Source organism: Salinibius halmophilus (assembly GCF_003577475.1).
GTDB lineage: Bacteria > Pseudomonadota > Gammaproteobacteria > Pseudomonadales > Natronospirillaceae > Salinibius > Salinibius halmophilus.
The window spans coordinates 261269-281318 of the sequence record NZ_QPEP01000001.1; the positions used below are offsets into that span (position 1 = coordinate 261269).

The 20050-nt window shown below is 48.9% G+C and carries 19 protein-coding genes; 7 read left to right on the forward strand and 12 right to left on the reverse strand.

Annotated features, from left to right (window positions below):
* Positions 1 to 2: 2 nt before the first annotated feature.
* Entirely contained in the window at positions 3 to 1193 is a 1191-nt protein-coding gene (locus DUW71_RS01145; RefSeq protein ID WP_158583818.1) for a flagellar assembly protein T N-terminal domain-containing protein, read from the reverse strand.
* Positions 1194 to 1222: 29 nt separating this feature from the next.
* Positions 1223 to 1825, reverse strand: coding sequence for an LPP20 family lipoprotein (locus tag DUW71_RS01150; RefSeq protein ID WP_119393398.1), 603 nt, complete (start codon positions 1823 to 1825; stop codon positions 1223 to 1225).
* A gap of 177 nt (positions 1826 to 2002) precedes the next feature.
* Between DUW71_RS01150 and DUW71_RS01155 the strand changes: the two genes are divergently transcribed.
* Both DUW71_RS01155 and DUW71_RS01160 read left to right on the forward strand, forming a co-directional pair.
* The gene (locus DUW71_RS01155; protein ID WP_119393399.1) at positions 2003 to 3901 is read left to right on the forward strand and encodes a hypothetical protein; all 1899 of its coding nucleotides are present in this window, start codon (positions 2003 to 2005) and stop codon (positions 3899 to 3901) included.
* Between the two features lie 56 nt (positions 3902 to 3957).
* Positions 3958 to 5181: a multifunctional CCA addition/repair protein gene (locus tag DUW71_RS01160; protein ID WP_119393400.1), complete on the forward strand. Its 1224-nt coding sequence runs from the start codon at positions 3958 to 3960 to the stop codon at positions 5179 to 5181.
* Here DUW71_RS01160 and DUW71_RS01165 read toward each other — a convergent pair.
* Positions 5153 to 5761, reverse strand: a complete 609-nt coding sequence (locus DUW71_RS01165; protein ID WP_119393401.1) for a flavin prenyltransferase UbiX — start codon at positions 5759 to 5761, stop codon at positions 5153 to 5155. The genes DUW71_RS01160 and DUW71_RS01165 overlap by 29 nt on opposite strands.
* A gap of 139 nt (positions 5762 to 5900) precedes the next feature.
* Here DUW71_RS01165 and DUW71_RS01170 point away from each other — a divergent pair, with 139 nt between their 5' ends.
* From DUW71_RS01170 to DUW71_RS01180, 3 genes are all read left to right on the forward strand, one after another.
* Positions 5901 to 6482, forward strand: a complete 582-nt coding sequence (locus DUW71_RS01170; protein WP_119393498.1) for a hypothetical protein — start codon at positions 5901 to 5903, stop codon at positions 6480 to 6482.
* Positions 6482 to 6814, forward strand: coding sequence for a hypothetical protein (locus DUW71_RS01175; protein WP_119393402.1), 333 nt, complete (start codon positions 6482 to 6484; stop codon positions 6812 to 6814). The genes DUW71_RS01170 and DUW71_RS01175 overlap by 1 nt, the downstream gene beginning before the upstream one ends.
* A gap of 290 nt (positions 6815 to 7104) precedes the next feature.
* Positions 7105 to 7404: a ComEA family DNA-binding protein gene (locus DUW71_RS01180; protein WP_199671116.1), complete on the forward strand. Its 300-nt coding sequence runs from the start codon at positions 7105 to 7107 to the stop codon at positions 7402 to 7404.
* A gap of 26 nt (positions 7405 to 7430) precedes the next feature.
* Here the strand turns inward: DUW71_RS01180 and DUW71_RS01185 are convergent, their stop codons facing one another.
* Complete coding sequence (locus DUW71_RS01185; protein WP_119393404.1) at positions 7431 to 9023, reverse strand: NAD+ synthase; 1593 nt, start codon at positions 9021 to 9023, stop codon at positions 7431 to 7433.
* A gap of 124 nt (positions 9024 to 9147) precedes the next feature.
* On the opposite strand from DUW71_RS01185, the gene DUW71_RS01190 reads away from it, so the two are divergent.
* On the forward strand, positions 9148 to 10680 hold the full coding sequence (locus tag DUW71_RS01190; RefSeq protein ID WP_119393405.1) for an ATP-binding protein: 1533 nt from the start codon (positions 9148 to 9150) through the stop codon (positions 10678 to 10680).
* A gap of 10 nt (positions 10681 to 10690) precedes the next feature.
* Complete coding sequence (locus DUW71_RS01195) at positions 10691 to 12031, forward strand: sigma-54-dependent transcriptional regulator (RefSeq protein ID WP_119393406.1); 1341 nt, start codon at positions 10691 to 10693, stop codon at positions 12029 to 12031.
* Here the strand turns inward: DUW71_RS01195 and DUW71_RS01200 are convergent.
* The 8 genes from DUW71_RS01200 to pilV (DUW71_RS01235) all read right to left on the reverse strand — a co-directional run bounded on the left by DUW71_RS01200 (position 12017) and on the right by pilV (DUW71_RS01235) (position 20035).
* The gene (locus tag DUW71_RS01200; RefSeq protein WP_119393407.1) at positions 12017 to 12556 is read right to left on the reverse strand and encodes a GspH/FimT family pseudopilin; all 540 of its coding nucleotides are present in this window, start codon (positions 12554 to 12556) and stop codon (positions 12017 to 12019) included. The two genes, DUW71_RS01195 and DUW71_RS01200, sit on opposite strands and share 15 nt — an antisense overlap.
* A gap of 72 nt (positions 12557 to 12628) precedes the next feature.
* Positions 12629 to 14287, reverse strand: coding sequence for a pilus assembly PilX family protein (locus DUW71_RS01205; protein WP_119393408.1), 1659 nt, complete (start codon positions 14285 to 14287; stop codon positions 12629 to 12631).
* 163 nt (positions 14288 to 14450) lie between these two features.
* Positions 14451 to 15545 carry a PilW family protein gene (locus DUW71_RS01210; protein WP_119393409.1) on the reverse strand — a complete coding sequence of 365 codons (1095 nt, stop codon included), beginning with the start codon at positions 15543 to 15545 and terminating at the stop codon, positions 14451 to 14453.
* A gap of 2 nt (positions 15546 to 15547) precedes the next feature.
* Positions 15548 to 16108, reverse strand: a complete 561-nt coding sequence (gene pilV, locus DUW71_RS01215) for a type IV pilus modification protein PilV (RefSeq protein ID WP_158583819.1) — start codon at positions 16106 to 16108, stop codon at positions 15548 to 15550.
* A gap of 224 nt (positions 16109 to 16332) precedes the next feature.
* On the reverse strand, positions 16333 to 16707 hold the full coding sequence (locus DUW71_RS01220; protein WP_199671121.1) for a type IV pilin protein: 375 nt from the start codon (positions 16705 to 16707) through the stop codon (positions 16333 to 16335).
* 44 nt (positions 16708 to 16751) lie between these two features.
* Positions 16752 to 18464: a pilus assembly PilX family protein gene (locus DUW71_RS01225; protein WP_119393412.1), complete on the reverse strand. Its 1713-nt coding sequence runs from the start codon at positions 18462 to 18464 to the stop codon at positions 16752 to 16754.
* Positions 18461 to 19513, reverse strand: a complete 1053-nt coding sequence (locus DUW71_RS01230) for a prepilin-type N-terminal cleavage/methylation domain-containing protein (RefSeq protein ID WP_119393413.1) — start codon at positions 19511 to 19513, stop codon at positions 18461 to 18463. Before DUW71_RS01230 ends, DUW71_RS01225 begins: the two co-directional genes overlap by 4 nt.
* On the reverse strand, positions 19514 to 20035 hold the full coding sequence (pilV, locus tag DUW71_RS01235; RefSeq protein ID WP_119393414.1) for a type IV pilus modification protein PilV: 522 nt from the start codon (positions 20033 to 20035) through the stop codon (positions 19514 to 19516). It abuts the gene before it with no gap.
* Between the last annotated feature and the right edge of the window lie 15 nt (positions 20036 to 20050).

Sequence of the window (20050 nt, forward strand, 5' to 3'; positions counted from 1 at the left end):
GCTTACCAAGCCACTAGCACGTCGTCAACTTGCAAATTGAGCTGGTGCCCTTGTACTGGCAGCTCTGCCACCACTAGATAGGGCTGAACCTTAGTGACTGTTGCCATAATCTTGGTATCGGTAAGCTGCCAAGTGGCTTGTCCTTGCCTGTTAAAAGCTTCTGTTTTGCGCAGCACTGCCAACATATCCCCAGGGCGCACACCACTGGTTGAACTCACTTCAAACATTATTTTATTGCCATCAACATGGCTGATGTTTGCCATAAATGGCTGGCAACTGAGTTGCTCGGCAACACTTTCTGCTACGTCAGCCAGCACATTATTTACCGCTTGCCCATAGTCGGTGCGAGCAAAAGCGGGCGTTAAGTAGCCAGTACTTTGCGTGCGAGGCACGCGCCAGTCGGCTTCGATATCAATCAACCATTGATTGACCAAAGCACCGGATTGCGCATCGTGGAGAAATACCTTCATGGCAAATTGCCGACCTCGGTTGGTTGACCCCATACCAAGCTGTTGCTGTAACTGGTTAACCCGAGTGACAGGCCCGACTTCGCCACCTGAGCTTAGGCTCACTACCACACCACTGAGGATATATTGGCCACCTAGCTCGCGCGTGGATTGCGCCACCGCATTGGTCAGTTGATCACGCTCGTTAATATAGGTGGGTGCCGACTGCGGCATTGGCTGGGCGCTCATGTAGCTAGCATCCAATACTAGGTGCTGGCTACTTTGCTGTAACTGCTGAGCAATATATTGGGCGGTGCGAGTGGGAACTTGCTCTAGCTTGCCTAGTCGCGCACCTGCGTTATCGATTAGATCAAAGCCTGCAACAACGACCGAGCGGCGAAGGCCGTTGGAAGGATAACGGCAAACCGCTTCGGGGGTTACCTCGGCTTCAATTTTTACCCAGACACTGTTAGCACGAACTTGCTCTTCTACAATGGCCACCGTGGTAACGCCAGCTCGGGTTTGTGTTTGAATTTGAAACTGCACAATTTCACCCGACTGCCACTGCGATTGGCTTTGCACACGCACACTGCCCATCTCCGCCGCCATGGCCATGGCTTGGCGTACCGCTGCGTAGCGCGCAGCAGAGACATCACCATAATGAATTTCTGCTTCCCCGGTCGCTTCAACCGTTAGAGCAGCAACCGGAAGGGCAATCATCATTGTCAGCAAGAGTAGCAAACGCATCGTCATATCCACGGGTATCTTATGTTCGATTAGTCGATAAAGTACATGCCGTCGTTATTTAGGCCTATAGCAGGGCCTTCTTGGCGTGAGTGATCATTTACCACGCCATAAAGCGATTCGTAGTTGCACCCCACATTAGTTCGGTCATTCATATGGGTGCGCAAGCAATTACGGAAGCCTTCATGGACAACCATTTCCACTACGGTTTCATAAATGCCGGGTTCAATTTCTGTTTGGGCAATGACGCGAGCGCCCATGATGGTGGTATCAATAAAGGCTTTTAGCTGATCGTTCGTTACCGCTAAGTTTTGAATGGTAGTATTACCACTTAGGTTAGTGCCATAAACCCTTTCAGCCAGCGAGCGATAGGCATCAACCTGAGATGCGCGCATGGCCAGAATTTTGCGTTGCCCAGACGTGATTGCGCTGTTTTGCATCGCCATCGTGCCATAGCCTACAGCCCTAAATGTACTAGGCGCTAGTTCAGGTACCTTTCGGTTGAGTTCGGCAATATCCTCGACGATTTCGGCGCGTTGACGCTCTTCTTCACTTTCGCCAAACGGCCATAGTGCACACCCCGACAGCAACACGGCACTAAACAGCAACAGGCTGATTCGTTGCAGTAACATCATTTGCTACTCCATTCTTTTGTCATCATTGTTTGCCTTATCGGCGGCTGCTCTGTTTGCTTGACAGTTTTTCTCCACAATCAATCCATGAACCAGTCCACAGTTACACAATTTAACAGCATGAAAGAGTTAACAAATCCGGTAAAACATAGGCCTACCCGATTAATTAATAGGCAGTTTATGGAGCGGATTAGTAAGCGATTAGCGCTGTATTTTTACATTTTGCTACCTGCTTTGTGGCTTTCTACGCTGGCTCATGCCGATGGCTTCGATGGTGGTGATGCGCGCTCCATGGCAATGGGTGGCACGGGGACAGCATCGGCCGACCCTTATGTAGCGCAGTTGTTTAACCCAGCCTTGCTTGCCAACCAACGCCAGTCGTACCGCTTCTCGCTGCTACTGCCTGCCACCAGCGCTTACCTTGATGACCAAGAAGGTCTGTTTAGCTATGTGCAAGAATTTGCCAATACCGACTTGCAAGCCATTCAAGACTTAGAAGGCCTGCAGCTAAACGCCTTGCTCACCGCGCTCAATGGTGCCGATCCAGATGACCCGACAGCAAGCGAGCAGGATAAGCTTAGCTTTAGTGAAAACTTGTCTCAGCTCACGACAGGCACAGGGACAGTTCTGGCCGAAGTCGGTGAGTTAATTAATCTTATTACCAACTCTAACAGCAGTGACCAGGCCGACCCTGCCATTGCCGCCGCGGCACAAGATGTTTATCTCGCAAACGACAACTTGCGAGGCAACAACCGTGCGTTTGAGTCGAAGCTGCTGAGTTTGCAAGCAGAATCACAGCGCGTTCAAGAAGCGCTAGTCGCCACAAGACGAGGTATTGTTGGGCTAGATAACCGCTCGTTAAATGTTGGAACGCAAGTGACTGCCGGGGCTAACCTAGGGTTCAGTACGTTCAATACTGGCTTTACCTTTCACAGCAAGAGTGCACTGGAGCTCAATGCCTTAGTAGAAACCAGTGACCTAGACCCAATAGAACTCGCGGCAGAAGAAATTGATAACATTTCTGGCGCCGCCAGCGACGCCTCCAAAGCGGTTACCGATTGGTCTAATTCGATAGACGGTCTCACCACTGCCCTAGAAAGCTTTAACCTAGCGCGGGCACAATACAATGCATGCACAGATTTCAATACCTGCGCCACTGCCTTAACTGCACTGCGTACTCAGGCAGAAAACATCAGCGCGCTCTCTAACCAGATTTCTGACGATAGCGTTTCGGTAAATGAAAAAATTAGTGGCGTAACGAGCTATACCACACCAGGCTGCGAAGTAGGCGCGGCGAACCCGAAACCAGAATCAGAGTGCCCGGTACGCAATGGCATGTTTAACTTTAACTGGTTCTCCCAGCAATTGACCAATACCCAAAATATCGCCACTGCCATTCGAGCAGCGGGTGTTGTGCTAACCGAAGCTGCTATTACCTATTCAGCAGAGCTACCTTATTTTGGTGGTTTTGCGGTGGGTGTTTCGCCTAAACTGCAACATTTTGGCGTGGTTGCGCGAGATATCAAACCACAAGAAGCCCAGCTACTAATTGATAACCCTTGGGTCTTGCTGGAGAACCAACGCAGCTATTTTGGTGTTAATGCCGACATTGGCTTAGCCAAAACTTGGCAAGTCAGCCCAGAGGGGCAAGTAACGGGTGGCCTAATGGTAGCCGATATCATGCCCATAACCATTGAAATTTTACCCAGTGACGATAACCGTGAAGGCGCTTCAATTGAGCTGCGCCCACAGCTACGCCTTGGTGCGGCCTACGACTGGGCTGGTTTTGCATCGGTAAGTGCCGATATCGACGTTACCCGCAACAGCTCAGTTGGCATAGGCAAACCCTCTCGCTACTTTGGCATAGGTGGCGAATTGGACCTATTCAACGCAGCAGCCTTGCGCGTTGGTTATCGCGACAATCTAGTCGATGATCTACCTGGCGCCATTAGTGCAGGCATGGGGGTGACGCCATTTGGTTTAGGGGTGTCGGTGGCGGGGTACTTTATTCCATCGGCGAGCTTAACCGAGGCCATTGCAACCTTTGGCGTAAGTGGTCAATTAAGCCTAAAATTCTAGGAGCTTGGTTGTAGTTTACCGGCAGTGGCGCTAACCTTGCGCCGCGGAGGTAGGTGATGCAAAAGTATCTAGTAGGCGGGGCTGTGCGTGACCAATTGTTGGGCATAGCAGTGAAAGATAAAGACTGGCTAGTGGTCGGGGCGACCCCTGAGCAAATGCTGAAGGCTGGTTTTCGACAAGTTGGCAAAGACTTCCCTGTTTTTTTACACCCCAAAACCAATGAAGAGTTTGCCCTAGCGCGCACCGAAAAGCGTTCGGGCAGCGGCCATACCGGCTTTATCTGCGACTTTGCACCGGATGTGACCGTTGAACAAGATCTTTGCCGCCGTGACCTCACCATCAATGCCATTGCCCTTGCCGAAGACGGCACCCTCGTGGACCCTTATGGTGGCCAACAGGATCTACAAAACAGAGTTCTGCGACATGTATCTGAAGCGTTTAGTGAAGACCCACTTAGAGTATTTCGAGTGGCACAGTTTTATGCTCGCTTTAGCGATCTAGGGTTTACCATCGCACCTGAAACGCTCAACCTAATGGGTAAAATGACCGAGTCAGGTGACTTGCGCTCACTGTCGGGTGAGCGCGTATTAGCCGAGCTGCAAAAAGCTTTAAACTGCCCTACCCCTTGGCCGTTTTTTTTGGCCTTACGTCAATGCGGTGCTTTAAAACAATGGTTCCCGGAGTTAGACGCACTATTTGGCGTACCACAACCACAGTACTATCACCCAGAAGTTGATACAGCCGTTCATGTTTCCATGGCATTAGCGATTGCTTGCACCGAGCAATTGCCCGAAGCTGTGCGCTTCGCGGTGCTTTGCCATGATTTGGGTAAAGGGCTTACCGATCCGAATGACTGGCCGCATCATCGTGGCCATGAGCGTTTGGGACTAGCCCCGATTAATGCATTAAGTGAACGTTTGCGCGTTCCAAAAGCGTGGCAAAAACTAGCGCTAGTCGTCGCCGAGTGGCACAGCCATGTTCATCGCATACACGACTTAAGCCCAGAAACCATCATGGAGTTGCTTACAGCGCTCGATGTTTGGCGCAAGCCAGAGCTTGGCGAGCAGTTTATGCAAGCCTGCCAGTGTGATTACCGTGGCCGCTCAGGTTTTACCAACAAGGCTTACCAGCATATAGACCTGTTGCGCCAACTGATTAACGCAACTCAACAAGTAGACGTGCAGGCGGTCATTGCTGATGGCTTTGCTGGCAAAGCCATCAGTGAGGAAGTAGCACGGCGGCGATTAGGGGTTATTCAGAACCTTTGTAGCCCCACTTAGGCAATAAATCTTGCTCAAGTTTCATAGCTTGCAAGATACGTGCGACAACAAAATCGATCATATCGTCAATGGTTTTAGGTAACTGGTAAAAACCAGGGGCAGCTGGCAGCACCGTTACACCCAACTCTGAAAGGGTCACCATATGGCGCAGGTGAATAGTATTCATCGGGGTTTCGCGTGGCACCACAATCAGGTTGCCGCGCTCTTTGAGCACCACATCCGCTGCCCGCTCAATTAGGTTGTTACTGGCCCCTGTGGCAATGGCCGATAAGGTGCTGGTTGAGCATGGGCATACCACCATGGTATCCGCACTAGAGGAGCCAGATGCCATTGGGCTCATCCAATCATTTTCACCATAGATTTTTACCGATCCCTTTTGCCCCTGATAGCGCTCATCTAACCATTGCTGTTGAGCACGCAAACTACCAGGCCATTGCTCAGGCGTTTCTATATTGATCACCATTGCCGCGGCTTTCGACACAGCCAAATGCACGCTATGGCCTTGCGCCATTAAAACGTCAAGTAAACGAATACCATATTGCGCGCCCGAGGCACCAGTAATCGCAAGGGAAACTTCCATGAACACTCCAAAGGGTAAAATTACTGCCTAGTTAGGCGAGCATTATCAATTATTGTAAGACTATACTGTCTAGTACGGTAACTTAGTTCGAACTGTCCAGTGCCATCATACTGAATCTAGTTAAGGAGTCGAAGTGGCAATGCCAGAACCACAGGAACAAAACAAAGATCTGGAATGGAGTCTGGAAAAGTTTCGCAAGCGTGAGCGTGCACGCCAATTCATTATGCAGTTTGAAGGCCAGCTTTGCGTTTATTCCCCATCAGTTGAGCAGGTGTATTCAAACTACACCCTCAACTTTCCCTCGAAAGAGAACGCTAAGCTGGTAGTGTTGCCTAACCCCTATGCCTTTCATGATACGTTTATTAGTATTGAAAGAACGGCAATTCGCGACACTGGGCTTTACATTATTCCCGGCGAGCTAGTAGGCAAGCGTGGCTTGCACATGATGATCAACAACAAGAATGGCCAGCCGCCTAGACCCATTCCAGCCGTGGCAGCAATCAATAAAATGCTGGCATCAGCAAGCTCGAATGACCCTTTCGTGCCGGTTATGATTAAAGGTGACCTAAGAGAATTTCGCGCCGAACATCCCTGCATTCATTTGCACCGCATTAAGCTGTCGAACCTACATTTGCTTTCCGAGTTTGAGCGTCGTGATGTACAATCCACCGTATTTCGCAAGCTCGATAAACTCAACAAGATCATTCATAACTTCCAATAATGTCTACATCAGCAGAAAGTGCGCAGGACTGGTTACGCAGCCAGCCGCGCAGCAACGAAGAAATTGAACAGGTACTTAGCAAACTTTATCAACGCCTTGAGAAGTTTGCCGACCAGCCAGACGTTGACTTATCTGGTTCGGAAGGTGCGATAGAAGTGCTAGAGCAAGCACTGGCGCAACAGCAAGCACCAGAGGAAGCACCCACTACCACTGCAGCACTAGATTTAACTGAGCTAGGTGATGGGCAGGTAGATATTGCAGATGCACCAAGCTCTGAACAAGAAAAACGCGCGCGCTTCGAAACTTTAAAAGCCCAGTTAAAAACTCTATAGCCAACAGCAAAAAGTCTTAGCGGTCGCTTATCAACATCACATGCGCCTGCCCAAGAAGTGCTGCTGGCATTCCCTAGTATTCAAGCTACACAATCAGGCAGGCAACCAAGAAAAACTGCCTTGACTGTCATATTTCTGCAACCTATAAGCAACTCATATAGTACCGGTCAATACATCCAAATCCCATACACCACCTAGGCTGAAAGTGCTCACTAGAGCATACCTCAATCAATGCCACGGATTGGCAGCAGTTGCACGCTTGACTGTGGCTTTATATAAGGAAAATGATGATGAAAAAAATGCTAACACTAATCTTGATGACACTTTCACTTGTTGGTCTAAGCTTGCCAGCCATGGCAGCGGAAGATGTGATGGAAGAGACGGTTGCGCAACTGGTAACCGTTAATATTAATGAAGCCGACGCAGAGATGCTGGCCGACTTATTAGTGGGTGTTGGGCCTGCGAAAGCAGAAGCCATTGTGGCTTATCGCACTGAGTTTGGGCCGTTTGCAAACGCTGATGAGTTAACAAACGTGCGCGGTATAGGTCAAGCAACGGTAGACAAGAACCGTACCATCATAGAAATCTAGCCTAGTAATTTGAGCGGCATTGCCGCTCAAATACCTGGCTGCCAGCCTTGTGTAATAGGGTAGCGGCGGTCTTTACCAAAGCCTCGTGGTGTAATTCTTACACCTTCTGGTGCTTGGCGGCGCTTGTACTCATTGCGATCGATTAACTTCACTACATGTAGCACGTCTTCACGCTCAAAACCAAGCTTAATAATGTCCTCAGCGCTCACATCACATTCAACATAATGATGAATAATGGCATCTAATATGTCGTAAGGTGGTAAGCTGTCTTCATCTTTTTGCCCAGGTGCTAGTTCAGCTGACGGTGGCCGCTCGATCACTCGCCAAGGAATACGCACGCCATCACCCTGCTCGTTGCGCCAACGAGATAGTTCCCAAACCAGAGTTTTACTACAGTCTTTTAGCGCGTTGTAACCACCACACATGTCACCATACAGCGTCGCGTACCCTACTGCCATTTCCGACTTATTACCGGTAGTGAGCACCATATGGCCCAATTTATTCGATAAGCTCATCAGTAGCAGGCCACGCAACCGCGACTGAACATTCTGCTCGGTCACATCTACCGGCTGGCCGACAAACTCTGGTGCCAGAGTTTCCATCACAGCGTCAAAGCCTGGCTCTACGGATAACACCCGGTAGCCTACCCCTAGAATATTGGCTTGCTCAGCGGCATCTGCAATACTCATTTCAGAGGTGTAGCGAAATGGCATCATTACCGCTTCAACACGCTCGGCGCCAAGTGCATCGACAGCGATAGCAAGTGATAGGCCTGAGTCGATACCACCAGACAACCCTAGTACCACGCCAGGAAAACCATTGCGGTTTACATAATCGCGCAAACCAGTCACTAGTACTGGCCAAACGGTGGCTGGGCGTTCACTTGGCCAAGCAGCCACTTTGCCGGGAATAACCACATCTGCATCACAATAGCTACCCAGAGCGATGACTTCACCTTGGGCATCTACCCAGATTGAGCTGCCATCAAACACCAACTCATCTTGCCCGCCAAACAGGTTAACGTAGGCGATGGCAACGTTAAACTGACTTGCGAGTTGCTTAACCCAGGCTAAGCGCTGTTCATGGCGTTCAAGGTGCCAAGGCGAGGCATTGGCTACCAGAATATGCTCGGCACCTAGCTCGGTAAGCTCGCTGACGCGCTCTTCTACCCAGCAGTCCTCACAAATTAGCAAACCGAGTTTTTGGCCATTATGGTCAATGACCAATGGCGCATCACCAGCAGTAAAATAACGCTGCTCATCAAACACTTGATAATTCGGCAGGTGGCGCTTGCGATACCAATGTAATATATCGCCATCTTTTACCACAACGAGGCAGTTATATAAGTTGCCCTCTTCGCGCCACGGCAAACCAAATACTAGGGTTTGTGGTAGTTTGGCAGCGCAAATACTAGCCAGCGCCTGCTCTACGCGGGCTTGTAAACTGCTGCGCAATAATAAGTCTTCAGGAGGGTAGCCTGTAAGCGTGAGTTCTGGGAACAATACCAGAGTATTGGGTTCGGCTTGCTGCGCTTTGGCAATAATGCGCTCGGCATTTTGCTCAATGGCACCAACAGGAAAAGCATCTTGCACAAGGGCAAGGGCTGGCAAAGTTGTCATAGCTACCCCTTAACATAATCGGCCGCTATTGTCCGGTTTCCAGCTGGCGGTGCAAGCTTTGCAAGCAAGGTTTTTGTCGCAAGACAACTTTCATTGCTAAGATGCCGATAGAGGTATTCATTTTATGCAATTATTCGACGCACAAACATTTCGCCCCCGAGTCATCGCCATCTTTATGACCTATAGGCTATGCCTGGCCGCTATTCTGTTTTTGGCTTACTGGTTCATGCGCGACACATTTTTACTACCTTCGTCATTCGACCCGCTACAGTTTTACGTTTTGCTTGGCGTTTACGTCATTGTGATTTTTTTAAGCTGGGCGGCAATGTGGGGGATAAAACAGGAGCAGTATTCAAGTACCGCTGTTTTACTGCTGGACGTACTGCTACTCAATGGCTTAGCTTATGTTGCAGGCGGGCCAACCACCGGCTTGCATACGTTAGTGTTAGTCCCTATTGCACTGGCAGGTATTTTACTGCCAACCAAATCGGCTTTTTTTATTGCTGCAGTGTCAACTTCGGTACTGGTTTACAGCACATTTTTAATCGATATCGCCAACGCACCGCAGGTGGCTGTACTTGGGGTCATCGAGTTTGCGACCGTTGCATTGGTAAGCTACCTAAGAGTGCGTTTGACCCGCAGTGAGCAGCTTGCCAAAGCTCAAGAGCTAGATATTCGTGAGTTGCAAATTCTCAATCAGCAAGTCATCGACCGCTTGCGCACACCCATTATTGTTGTGACTCGCAAAGGCCTGATTAAACTACAAAACCAATCTGCACAAGCAATCTGTTTGCTCTCTACCAACCAGCGCCTAGCCGGTGCACTGCTCTCGGCGCTCGATAAATGGTTGGTGAGTGGTAAACAGCCCGAAGCAGAGTTAGCTGTAAACGATGAATTCCCAAGTGTAACGGTAAGCTTTAGAGCCCTTACGGACGATAGTGCTTCGGATATTATGATTTTTATGGAGGATGCTCGCTCAGTAGCCCAACAGGCACAACAACTTAAACTCGCCTCACTAGGCAGGCTCACAGCTTCAATCGCTCATGAGATTCGCAACCCCCTTTCGGCCATTCGACACGCCGAACAACTGCTTGCTGAAGCAGAGTATTTATCGGATCCGGACCGACAATTGCTGAACATGATTGAGCGCAATTGCCAGCGCGTAGACGGTATTATCAATAATGTGCTGCAGCTAGGGCGCCGCCAGTCGGTCAACTCGGAACGATTTGATTTAGGGCCAGTAATGCAAAGCGTGATTGAGGACTACCGTAGCCGATTTGCTCAGGTAAGCTTTGAAGTAATCAAGCCCGAGCAGCTAGACATTCGCTTTGACCAATCACAACTACTGCAACTATTAAACAACCTATTGGATAATGCCGTTCGCCACGCCAGCGAGCCTAAAACTGTGCAGCTACAGGCAGGTGTGGTGGAGGCGACTCAGCAGCCCTATCTCGATATCATTGACTCGGGTGAAGGGCCCAACGATGAAGTACGCAAACAGTTGTTTGAACCTTTTTTTACCACTGAAAGTAAAGGAACTGGCCTTGGGCTTTATATTTGCCGAGAGCTTGCCATTAGTAACCAAGCCGAATTAAGCTGCATTGCAGATGGACAAGGTCACTTTCGTGTTTTATTCAGCCACCCAGACCGGCGCTAGGAGATAACGTATGTCAGCAGATGTTCTACTTATTGACGATGAACCAGATATTCTCGAACTCATGTCAATATCACTCGCTAGGCTATCGTTAACCACTGAGCGAGCCGCTTGTGTGGCCGATGCACTAGCGAAACTAGACACACAACAATACCGGCTGGTGCTTACCGATATGAACCTGCCGGATGGTAACGGCATTGATATTGTTCACAGCATTAAGGTTAATCAACCTCAATTGCCCGTTGCTGTGATTACCGCTTATGGTAATGCCGAAACGGCCGTGGAAGCGATGAAAGCAGGTGCTTTTGACTTTATTCCCAAGCCAGTTGATACCAAACAGCTCAATGCTTTGATCGACCAAGCATTGCGCCAAGGTGACGATGTTGTCGATCAATCTGCCATCACCCAACGCCTCATCGGCAGTTCAAATGAAATGGAGGCTCTGCGTCAGCAAATTACCAAGGTAGCAACCTCGCAGGCGCCAATTTTTATCAATGGCGAATCCGGCACAGGTAAAGAGCTGGTTGCTCGCATGATTCACCAGTCGGGTACACGCCGAGATGGCCCATTTATCGCGGTAAACTGTGGTGCGATTCCTGAAGAGTTGATGGAAAGTGAGTTCTTTGGTCACAAAAAAGGCGCCTTTACCGGTGCCACTCAAGAGCACCTAGGCTTTTTTCAAGCCGCTGACGGCGGCACCTTGTTTCTTGATGAGGTCGCCGAATTACCGCTTTCGATGCAGGTAAAACTGTTGCGCTCCATTCAAGAAAAAAGCGTTCGCCCGGTAGGTAGCACCAAAGAGCAAAGCGTGAACGTGCGCATTCTCTCTGCAACCCACCGAGACCTTGCCGATGATGTGGCGCAGAACAAGTTCCGCCAAGACTTATTCTACCGCTTGCACGTGATCGACCTTAAGGTGCCTCCTTTGCGCCAGCGTGGTAATGATGTTATTGAGCTTGCCGAGCATGTGCTCACTCGCATTGCCAATACCTATGAAATGCCCACTAAGCAGCTTAGCGAACCAGCCAAACAGGCACTGCGCACTTATGACTTTCCCGGTAATGTGCGTGAGCTAGAAAACTTGCTTGAGCGTGCTGTTGCACTAAGTGATGGCCCTGTCATTGCCCAGGTGGACTTACCTAATAACTTTGCTGCCACAGACATTCCCGAAGGTAACAGCCAGGTGTCGAGCCGAAATGGTGTGCCACTAGAAGAATGGCTGGCGGATATTGAGCGCGAGGAAATCTCCAACGCACTAGAGCACTGTAAATGGAACAGAACCGAGGCCGCAAAAGTACTTGGTTTAACCTTTCGTCAATTACGCTACAAGCTTAAGAAACTAGAGATTGAATAACTCACAGGTATCTTGGGCTTGGCGTTCTACACGAACCCGCCCAAGCGCAGATATGACAATTCGCCTGCCTGGCTGCCCTTCAGCACAGAGAAAGATCGACCCCGAAACAGCATGTCCTCGCGGGTCGAAACTGAATTTTTTGCGATTACTGACGATTAACACACTCGGCGGTAAGTCAACAAACTGCACCACTTGATCGCCAGATTGATTGTGCTCAATGGCGCTCGCACCCTGCCCACGCGCAGCGGAAACAAACCCACTGCCCCATACATATAATCGCCTTCCAGCAATACCCGAGCTGATGTCAGCATCGCATTGCCCAGCGTATAGTGGACACAAAAACACAACGCTTTGACGCTGTATCGCCTCGCTGCGCATTAACGAAAGTTGCGCGACAAGCTCGTTGCTTTGTTTGGTTAGTTTTTCCTGCGCGATCAACTGGTAAAAAGATGGAACACCCACCGACAACAGGATTGCCATGATGGCAACCACCAGCATCAACTCAATTAACGTTAATCCTTTCATAACAAACTCCCTTCCTTGGTGTGTTATTGCAAGTTAGCTCAGCGTCGCGGGTTTATAGGTAAATAAATGTTTCTAATTGTCAAAGGCAAGCTCCCGCCAAGCATAGCGTGAACGGCCGTCTAGTGAACTAAATGATGACGCTGCAAAGGGATTCGTCCGTGGCGCTACCCTGACAGACGAGTCAACTCTTAGATCATTTTGAAAAGCAACCAACGACGAAAGAATTGTTGACCCATAAATCCAACTTGGGTCTTCAAGCTCATTAGCCGAATCATCCGGGTTGGAGACATCCTCTCCCATGACATATAACAAGCCCATCGGTGGTATTGATTCTGTGCCTGGATAACCAAAGGTGCCGTATAGCTCGGCTCTGCCGGTTACAATTACCTTGGTGGTTTCGCCAAAGGTACAGCCTAGGAAATTTTGTGCAGCACCAGCACCAGAATACGGGTGCGACCTAACCTCAAGGTCACCTTCAATAATCACAACATCCTCATCACTATAATCACAACCCGATGCCGGAATATCGGCGACGGCCACCCGAGGATATGCGGCATTATTTAAAACTTCAGCTCGGGTATTACCATCAAAATATTGGCCAAAGTACTGGTCATCACTAACCGGAGGGCGTTGGCGAGCAGGGTTTACATTGGTTGGCTCACTGGTTTTACCACCCTGACTAACCAAAGGATTAGCGCTAGAAAACGTGGTAGAACCATAGTCTATTGACCCCATAGAGCTTGGTAATACGCACGGATCAGGCACATTGTTGGCATTAAAATCTGCGAGCGTACAGTAATCTCCGTAGTACACGGCGATGTCTGAGGACGGGTTATCTAACTGGCGGTTAACACTAAACGCCGCGTCAACCGCACGCGGAAGCTGGCGGGTATACAAGCCTTGCAGCATCACTCTTGTACCGTCTAGGTCATTACCACCATTGGCATCAACCTTCACAGTCACTCGATACGTCATCATCCAGAAGTTCGACGGTGGTAAGTTGTTTGGCAACATCGCGGCAACCGGATCAGCACCTTCTGCAAGGTTAAACCCACGAAACTCAATCAGGTATTCAACGTCATAGTTTTCGGTCTTGTAAGCATTGATATCATCCGGGTCTGGTACCGGAATCGATACTGATAGTGAACTGGCATTAGTCCACTGATTCGTTTCAGTGCCTTTGTCACTCCAAGGGCGTGCGTCTTGGAAGTCTTCTAAACTTTCCTCCAACCAACGTATGGCGTTTTCTTCTTCTTTATTGTTGCCTGTTGTGAAGTCATCCGGCACAAGTGCACCATCCTCAACGCCGGCGACAATCTCACTTGGTGTCATCGCGATAGGGAATACGCTATGAGCGCCAAAACTAAACGGCTCAGAGTTGGTCATCCGGTCACGCACACCTGCATCAAAAAAGCCACGCATGCACAGACCATTACGGCAGGTGTTTTCAATAAAACAAATGGTCGTACCGGCATCGCAGCTAGCTGGCACAGCTTGTGACTGGCGCAAGAATATTATTTGGCCAAAGTTAGCCATACGCTGGTGCACAATTTCTTCGGCACGAATGAGGCCTGACTCGGCTGCTTGATAAGCGTAGTTGCGCTCTAAGTTGGACCCTACCGCCTGTGTTTCAATTTGCACTAGGCGCATAGCCGTCACACCTGCAATGGTTAGCAGCAGCATAAATACCATGGCAGTAATTAGAATGGAGCCTTTTTGATAGTGCGGCATAAACTCTCACATAGAATACATACACTGTTCTATGTTTGATTATTGCCAATAAAGGTAGGCACTTCTTCTACTTGCACAAATTTACACAACTAGGTCATTCAGTGACAATTGACTACCTTGAAGGATAGTAGTGAGCAACAATTTTTTGACGCTCGAAGCAGCATTAATTGATCACTTCATTGCGAAGTGTCATCAAGCGGCTATAGCGTTTTTCAAATGGTTGGCCATTCACAACCAAGTCTGATTGCAAGGTAAAGTCGAGGCGAAGTGAGACCAAGTCTGCCCACTCCAAACTTGCATCGGCATTAATTTCTTGCGCTGTGGCGTACACATTGACCGAGCGCACGCCATTTTGCATGGGTGAACTGCTAGTTGCTAAGCCATATTCGAGTTTAAATTCAGTTACACCATCTAATAAAGCGCTTGCATGTGAGCCATCTGTCGCTAGAGCATTAATGCGTATCAGCTGATCGTTGTTATTCAAGGCATAGCCTAAAAACTCCACGACCATAATGGTGCCACCCGCTGGAAAGTCCTCACTACCTAGCGTACCTGGGTTATCACAACTTGGGTAATCGCCAACAATTTGGTTTTCGCAGTTTTTAACAAGCGTGCCTGTTCCCGCCCCCTGCGAATGGGTAATATTTGTGATTTCTCTAGCGCCAACTGGCGTATCATTTACTTGGGTAAACTGCGAAACTTGATCACAATCTGGCGTGGCCATATAAATTACTTGGCCACGTAAATTTGGCATCTCTTGCTCAAACATGGCTTTAAAGTTGGCGCCTCCGCCACTGCCTGTTGTACGGGTTTGCACGCGCCCCTGCTTTTCTGGGTCGCCTACCAACAGGATGAAATAATCCGAGCCTATTTTGATTGAGTTGTAGGTATCCAGCGAAATGCCTATTAACGCTGCAGAGTCGACTGCATTGGTCGCAGTTTTACTAAAGCCTTCTAACTTGGTGTCATCCACAATGCTTGGCAAGGCGACACCGCCAGATTCGTTGACTTGCGTGATATTGACCATATTTGCCGCCTTGTCTGGGCGACAGCCAAAGGCATACCCCACACGTTGCAAATCGGCTTCGACCAAATCCATCAAAATTTGCGCATTCTGATCCATAATTGCAATTTCCCGGGTTGCCGCATAAGACTGCTGACTCTGCACAAAAAGCGTCATTACCCCAGCAGTTAGCACGAGCCCAAGCACCATAGAAATCATTAACTCAACTAGGGTTAATCCCGTTTGTTGGCGCATAATTAAATCTCCGATGAAAACTGGAAGGTGAACGTTGAAGCGCGCGAGGCCGAGGGGTTGGCAACGTTATAGTCATCACGCGGTACGACAACGCTAATCACCGCACCATAACGGGCAAAGGTTACCGAGTTACGTGTTGTGGTATTGCGAGTAAGTACAATGCTGGCAGGAATTTCAGGGCACGCAGGTGTGGCGTTATAGTCAATTTCAATCCCTAGGTTTTTGCGCAGCGCGTCGCACCAGTGGAATAAATCCCAGTTAGCCATTTGTGACGCCGTGCAACGATTGCTCGGGTTACTGCAATCTCTACCAGGTGAGCTTACTTCCGAGTTTAAAGTGATTTGATAGCCCGGCGAGCCCGAAGCAGGATTCACAGCATTAAAGTTGGCACGCATGCGCTCGAACATGTCTTTAGCAAGAAAATTGGCACGGTTGTAATACTCTGCCTCTTTTGCCTGCTGCAGCGTGTAGGTTTGCAACGACATCAAACCGATGACCCCAACGGCAATAACCAGCAAAGCAACCAAGACTTCAATTAGGCCAAACCCAGAATGGCGACGCATGCATACCTCGAATTGCATCAATAGACTTATACATAAGTGTAGTCGACACCATCCTAAGCGTTATTTTGCCGTTTACTTACTTCCTTCTGTTCAGCACACTGCATGGGTAGATTGTGTTTTAAGCTAACGCGATGCAACATTCGGTTACTTTAAGTCACATCAAGACAATTTATTGGCATAAAAAAAGCCAGCACTCTGGCTGGCTTCTGCATTAATTGGGCTAATTAGCCACCCCAACATTCACTAATATGGGCGGCGGTACCAACTGGGCCAAACTTATTGTGGATAAGCGTTTTGCAGTTGGTGTCTTTGTCTTGCACCGAAGTAGACTTCGCTTTAATTTCCACTTTGAAGTTAGCAGCAGCAAAGTCTGAGGCAGACGTAGCTGCTTCTGGATATTCGACGGTGTAGTGCTCAAACGTAAAACCATTAACCGCTGATGGCGATACCGTTTGATTAAGCGATGCCAAGCGCACTTGCTCATTGATTAACTTGAGCACCTCTTGCTGAGCCTCAGAGCGGTTGGCTTTAATAACATAGCTCTGATACGACGGGATGCCAATGGCAGCAATGATGGCGATAATCGCCACCACAATCATTAATTCAATTAGGGTAAAACCTTTATTTTTCACAACTCAACCCTTCAATTAGTAAAGTCTAACTCTCGCCAAGAATAGCGCGAACGGTTGGCTAATGCACCTGCGACATCGCCTTCAAAAATATTATTGTACGGAGTAACCTTTATGGAGTTCTTCGCTGTAAAACCATTCTCAAATGCTATGACAGACCGAAAAACAGTAGACCCACTCATGTAATTATCTCCGCCTGACGACCCCGAGACATAAAAAAGACCTACTTTTGGCATTACAAGCGACGCGCCAGGCGTTACGTCGGTATGAAGTCGCCCATTTATCCAAAGCCGGGCATCTGGGTCAATGTTCCAGTCAGATGCTGTAAATGCCGTACTACCCAAATCCACATCACCATCAATGACAACGACCTTCTTCCCTGTCATATCAGCACCAGATAAAAACTCAGCAGGCGAAAACACAGCTCCGTCATTAACCGCTGCATCGTATACTGCCGTTTTGCTAGCGCCTTTGAAGTATCTTGCAAAATATTGGTCGGTGTCCATAGCCGGTTTATCTGGGTTATCTTGAACGCTCCAGTTGCCATTTGCACAAGTAGCCTTGAAGCACCCACCAACATTATCAAAGCTGGGCGCCCAGCCAGTATTGCTGACCCCATCAGCAACCAGTGGCGGAATATCCGACTTAAAATGGCAATAGTCACTGCCATTCAACATTTCGTTTTCCAGACAGTTTTCACCATAGTCAATAGTGACTGCTGTACCATCAACCCGGGCAAACTCGCCATTAATTGACATAATCGCATCAATTGATTGCGGAATTTGCCTCGTATAAACCCCCTGCACCATGGTTCTTGCGCCATCAAAAGCCGTTGTCGCTGTACCATCCCGTGCCTCCTGAGGAGCAACTTTAACCGTGGCGCGATAGGTCATCATCCAATATTGTGAAGGGGGCATATTTTCGGGTTTTAGTGCATCTGCTACGTCCGCCCCTTCAGCAAGGTTAAAACCCAGAAACTCTACCAAAGCATTCGCTTGGTACGTTTCTGTCGTAACAAGACCACTTGTCGAAGTAGTGGTTACATTCACGTCGATTGCCATGCTATTCGACCAAGCATTTCCACCATACCAGCCACCTGGCTCCCAAGGTTTCTGAGCCGTCAAGTCACTTAACTTCCGAGCTTGCCAAGCTGATTTATCGGTTGTAGCAACTGGGGAGCCGGAGCTGTCACGAGTATAAAGCGCCACCCTTGGCGAGTCAGTTGGCACAGTTTCTGAGCCACCAATCTCACTCGGTTTTAGCCCGAGTGGAAACATGTGATAAGGGCGGACACCCGTATCAGCAGCTGTAATGCGTTGCCTCGCCTTGGTATCAAAGTAACCAACTGAACAGAAGCCGCCTACACACTGGCCTTCATAAAAACACACAGTAGACCCGGTACACAGGGCAGTTCGGTCGGCATAGCTCATTCCGTAGCGACTGAGATAGTCAGTCGGATCCATAGTGTCTTCGCCTTCGGCAAAAAATAACACTGAATCAAAGTTTGCCATACGTTGGTGAACAATTTCTTCCGCACGAATAAGTGCGGCCTCTCCAGCTTGCTGGGCATATGTGCGTTCAATACTTGCGCCAACAGACTGCGTATCCACCTGTACAAGTCGCATTGCCGAAACCCCTGCAATCGTCAATAACACAAGAAAGACTAAAGCGACGATAAGCACTGAGCCCTGTTGGCGTGATTGGCTTAGTTGTGTTGTTTTCATCATTCGATCACCAAGTTTCGTAAGGTAATTAGGCGGCTATAACGCTTGGAAAACTTATCGGTGGTAACAAAAGTATCGCCTTCTAGTGTGAAGCTAACTCTAAGAGCTATAACTGAACTCCAGTTCGGCACATTTGTGGCACTGTCATAGCGAGCCACAGAATAAACACCGTTGGAAGTTACCCCACTATGAGAGCCATACTCAACAGTGAAGTCAGTGACACCACCTGTGAGTACTTGATAGTCGGGTGAGCCGATTGCTGAAATTCTTATTAACTGGTCGTTCTTATCCACTGCATAGCCAAAGTACTCCAGCACCATGATGGCCCCAGCTGGCGTGATGGTGTCATCAACGGCACTGCCCGTTGCAGAACAATCGAAACTACCTGATTCTTTGTCTTCACAGTTCGACAAACCGTCTAAAGAAGCACCAGATACTGGCTGAATACCGGTATGAGTGACCGAAGTGCCACCAGCAGCCGTATCGGTCGACTGTAAGAACTGGGCAACCTGAGTGCAATCTGGTGATGAAATCATAACGACCTCGCCATTGAGATCATCAACTGAGTCATCAAACCTCGCCGAGTACTGTCCGCCCGACTGAGCTGTTATGGCGCCAACCTTGTCGGGGGTCCCTGCCCAAACCATAAAAAAATCAGTGTCAGGTTTTATGTTGCCTTGCACACTAGCCGCCATCTCAGTTAAGTAGGCATCAACAAGTGGGCTGCCGGCAGCCGTGTTGTAACCTTTAAGCTGTGGATTGGTGCCAAACCGATCGCCCACAAATGGCAACGGTTTCGTTCCAGCCGCAAGCAAGTTGGCGGTTAGCGGGCCGTCATAAGTACGACACCCAGGCGTGAAACCGATACGCTGTAAATCCCGTTCGATCATGTCAAAGATCACTTGCGCATTTTGGTCTAATATTGCGATGTCTCGCGTGGCACTGTATGAACGCTGGCTTTGAATAAATAATGAAATGACGCCGGCGGTGAGTATTAAGCCAAGCACCATGGAAATCATCAGTTCAACGAGTGTTAATCCCTGCTGCTTCATTTAAATCTCCGAAACAAAGCTAAACGTCATGTTGTCTGTTGAGCCTGCCATATCATCGTAAATGGGCACCTCAATAGTAATATTTGCTTGGTATCGAGTGAACGGCACTGCAGCGGCTGCGGCAGCAGCATCTAAGGTTACGTCAATACTTGCTGGTAGGCTGTTACAGGTAAAGCTTGCGCGATCGTCGGTGGTTGTTTGAAACCCCTTAGCTAGCTCAAAGCACCAGTTAAATAAGTCCCAGCTCGCCATTTCAGCTGCTGTGCAAGCATTGCCATTACAGTCGGCAGTGGTCGTTACACTGGCGTTAAGCGCAACCGTATAGCCTGTTGCGCCCTGAGTGTTGGCACGAATTCTCTCGAACATATCCTTAGCTAGAAAGTTTGCTCGGGCAAAGTACTCCGCCTCTTTTGCCTCTTTCAGGGTGTAAGTTTGCAATGACATTAACCCCATTACCCCAATGGCGATTACCAGTAGCGCAACCATTACTTCGATTAAGCCAAATCCTTTCATTCGTTTCATTGTTTACAACCCAAG

Excerpts from the sequence above, each read along its gene's own strand:
- DUW71_RS01230 (WP_119393413.1), bottom strand. The coding sequence starts at position 19,513 with ATGAAGCAGCAGGGATTAACACTCGTTGAACTGATGATTTCCATGGTG.
- DUW71_RS01180 (WP_199671116.1), top strand. The coding sequence starts at position 7,105 with ATGAAAAAAATGCTAACACTAATCTTGATGACACTTTCACTTGTTGGT.
- DUW71_RS01220 (WP_199671121.1), bottom strand. The coding sequence starts at position 16,707 with ATGATTGTGGTGGCGATTATCGCCATCATTGCTGCCATTGGCATCCCG.
- DUW71_RS01145 (WP_158583818.1), bottom strand. The coding sequence starts at position 1,193 with ATGCGTTTGCTACTCTTGCTGACAATGATGATTGCCCTTCCGGTTGCT.
- DUW71_RS01190 (WP_119393405.1), top strand. The coding sequence starts at position 9,148 with ATGCAATTATTCGACGCACAAACATTTCGCCCCCGAGTCATCGCCATC.
- DUW71_RS01155 (WP_119393399.1), top strand. The coding sequence starts at position 2,003 with ATGGAGCGGATTAGTAAGCGATTAGCGCTGTATTTTTACATTTTGCTA.
- DUW71_RS01160 (WP_119393400.1), top strand. The coding sequence starts at position 3,958 with ATGCAAAAGTATCTAGTAGGCGGGGCTGTGCGTGACCAATTGTTGGGC.
- DUW71_RS01150 (WP_119393398.1), bottom strand. The coding sequence starts at position 1,825 with ATGATGTTACTGCAACGAATCAGCCTGTTGCTGTTTAGTGCCGTGTTG.
- DUW71_RS01225 (WP_119393412.1), bottom strand. The coding sequence starts at position 18,464 with ATGATGAAAACAACACAACTAAGCCAATCACGCCAACAGGGCTCAGTG.
- DUW71_RS01185 (WP_119393404.1), bottom strand. The coding sequence starts at position 9,023 with ATGACAACTTTGCCAGCCCTTGCCCTTGTGCAAGATGCTTTTCCTGTT.
- DUW71_RS01210 (WP_119393409.1), bottom strand. The coding sequence starts at position 15,545 with ATGCGCCAACAAACGGGATTAACCCTAGTTGAGTTAATGATTTCTATG.
- DUW71_RS01165 (WP_119393401.1), bottom strand. The coding sequence starts at position 5,761 with ATGGAAGTTTCCCTTGCGATTACTGGTGCCTCGGGCGCGCAATATGGT.
- DUW71_RS01200 (WP_119393407.1), bottom strand. The coding sequence starts at position 12,556 with ATGAAAGGATTAACGTTAATTGAGTTGATGCTGGTGGTTGCCATCATG.
- DUW71_RS01170 (WP_119393498.1), top strand. The coding sequence starts at position 5,901 with ATGCCAGAACCACAGGAACAAAACAAAGATCTGGAATGGAGTCTGGAA.
- DUW71_RS01175 (WP_119393402.1), top strand. The coding sequence starts at position 6,482 with ATGTCTACATCAGCAGAAAGTGCGCAGGACTGGTTACGCAGCCAGCCG.
- pilV (WP_158583819.1), bottom strand. The coding sequence starts at position 16,108 with ATGCGTCGCCATTCTGGGTTTGGCCTAATTGAAGTCTTGGTTGCTTTG.
- pilV (WP_119393414.1), bottom strand. The coding sequence starts at position 20,035 with ATGAAACGAATGAAAGGATTTGGCTTAATCGAAGTAATGGTTGCGCTA.
- DUW71_RS01195 (WP_119393406.1), top strand. The coding sequence starts at position 10,691 with ATGTCAGCAGATGTTCTACTTATTGACGATGAACCAGATATTCTCGAA.
- DUW71_RS01205 (WP_119393408.1), bottom strand. The coding sequence starts at position 14,287 with ATGCCGCACTATCAAAAAGGCTCCATTCTAATTACTGCCATGGTATTT.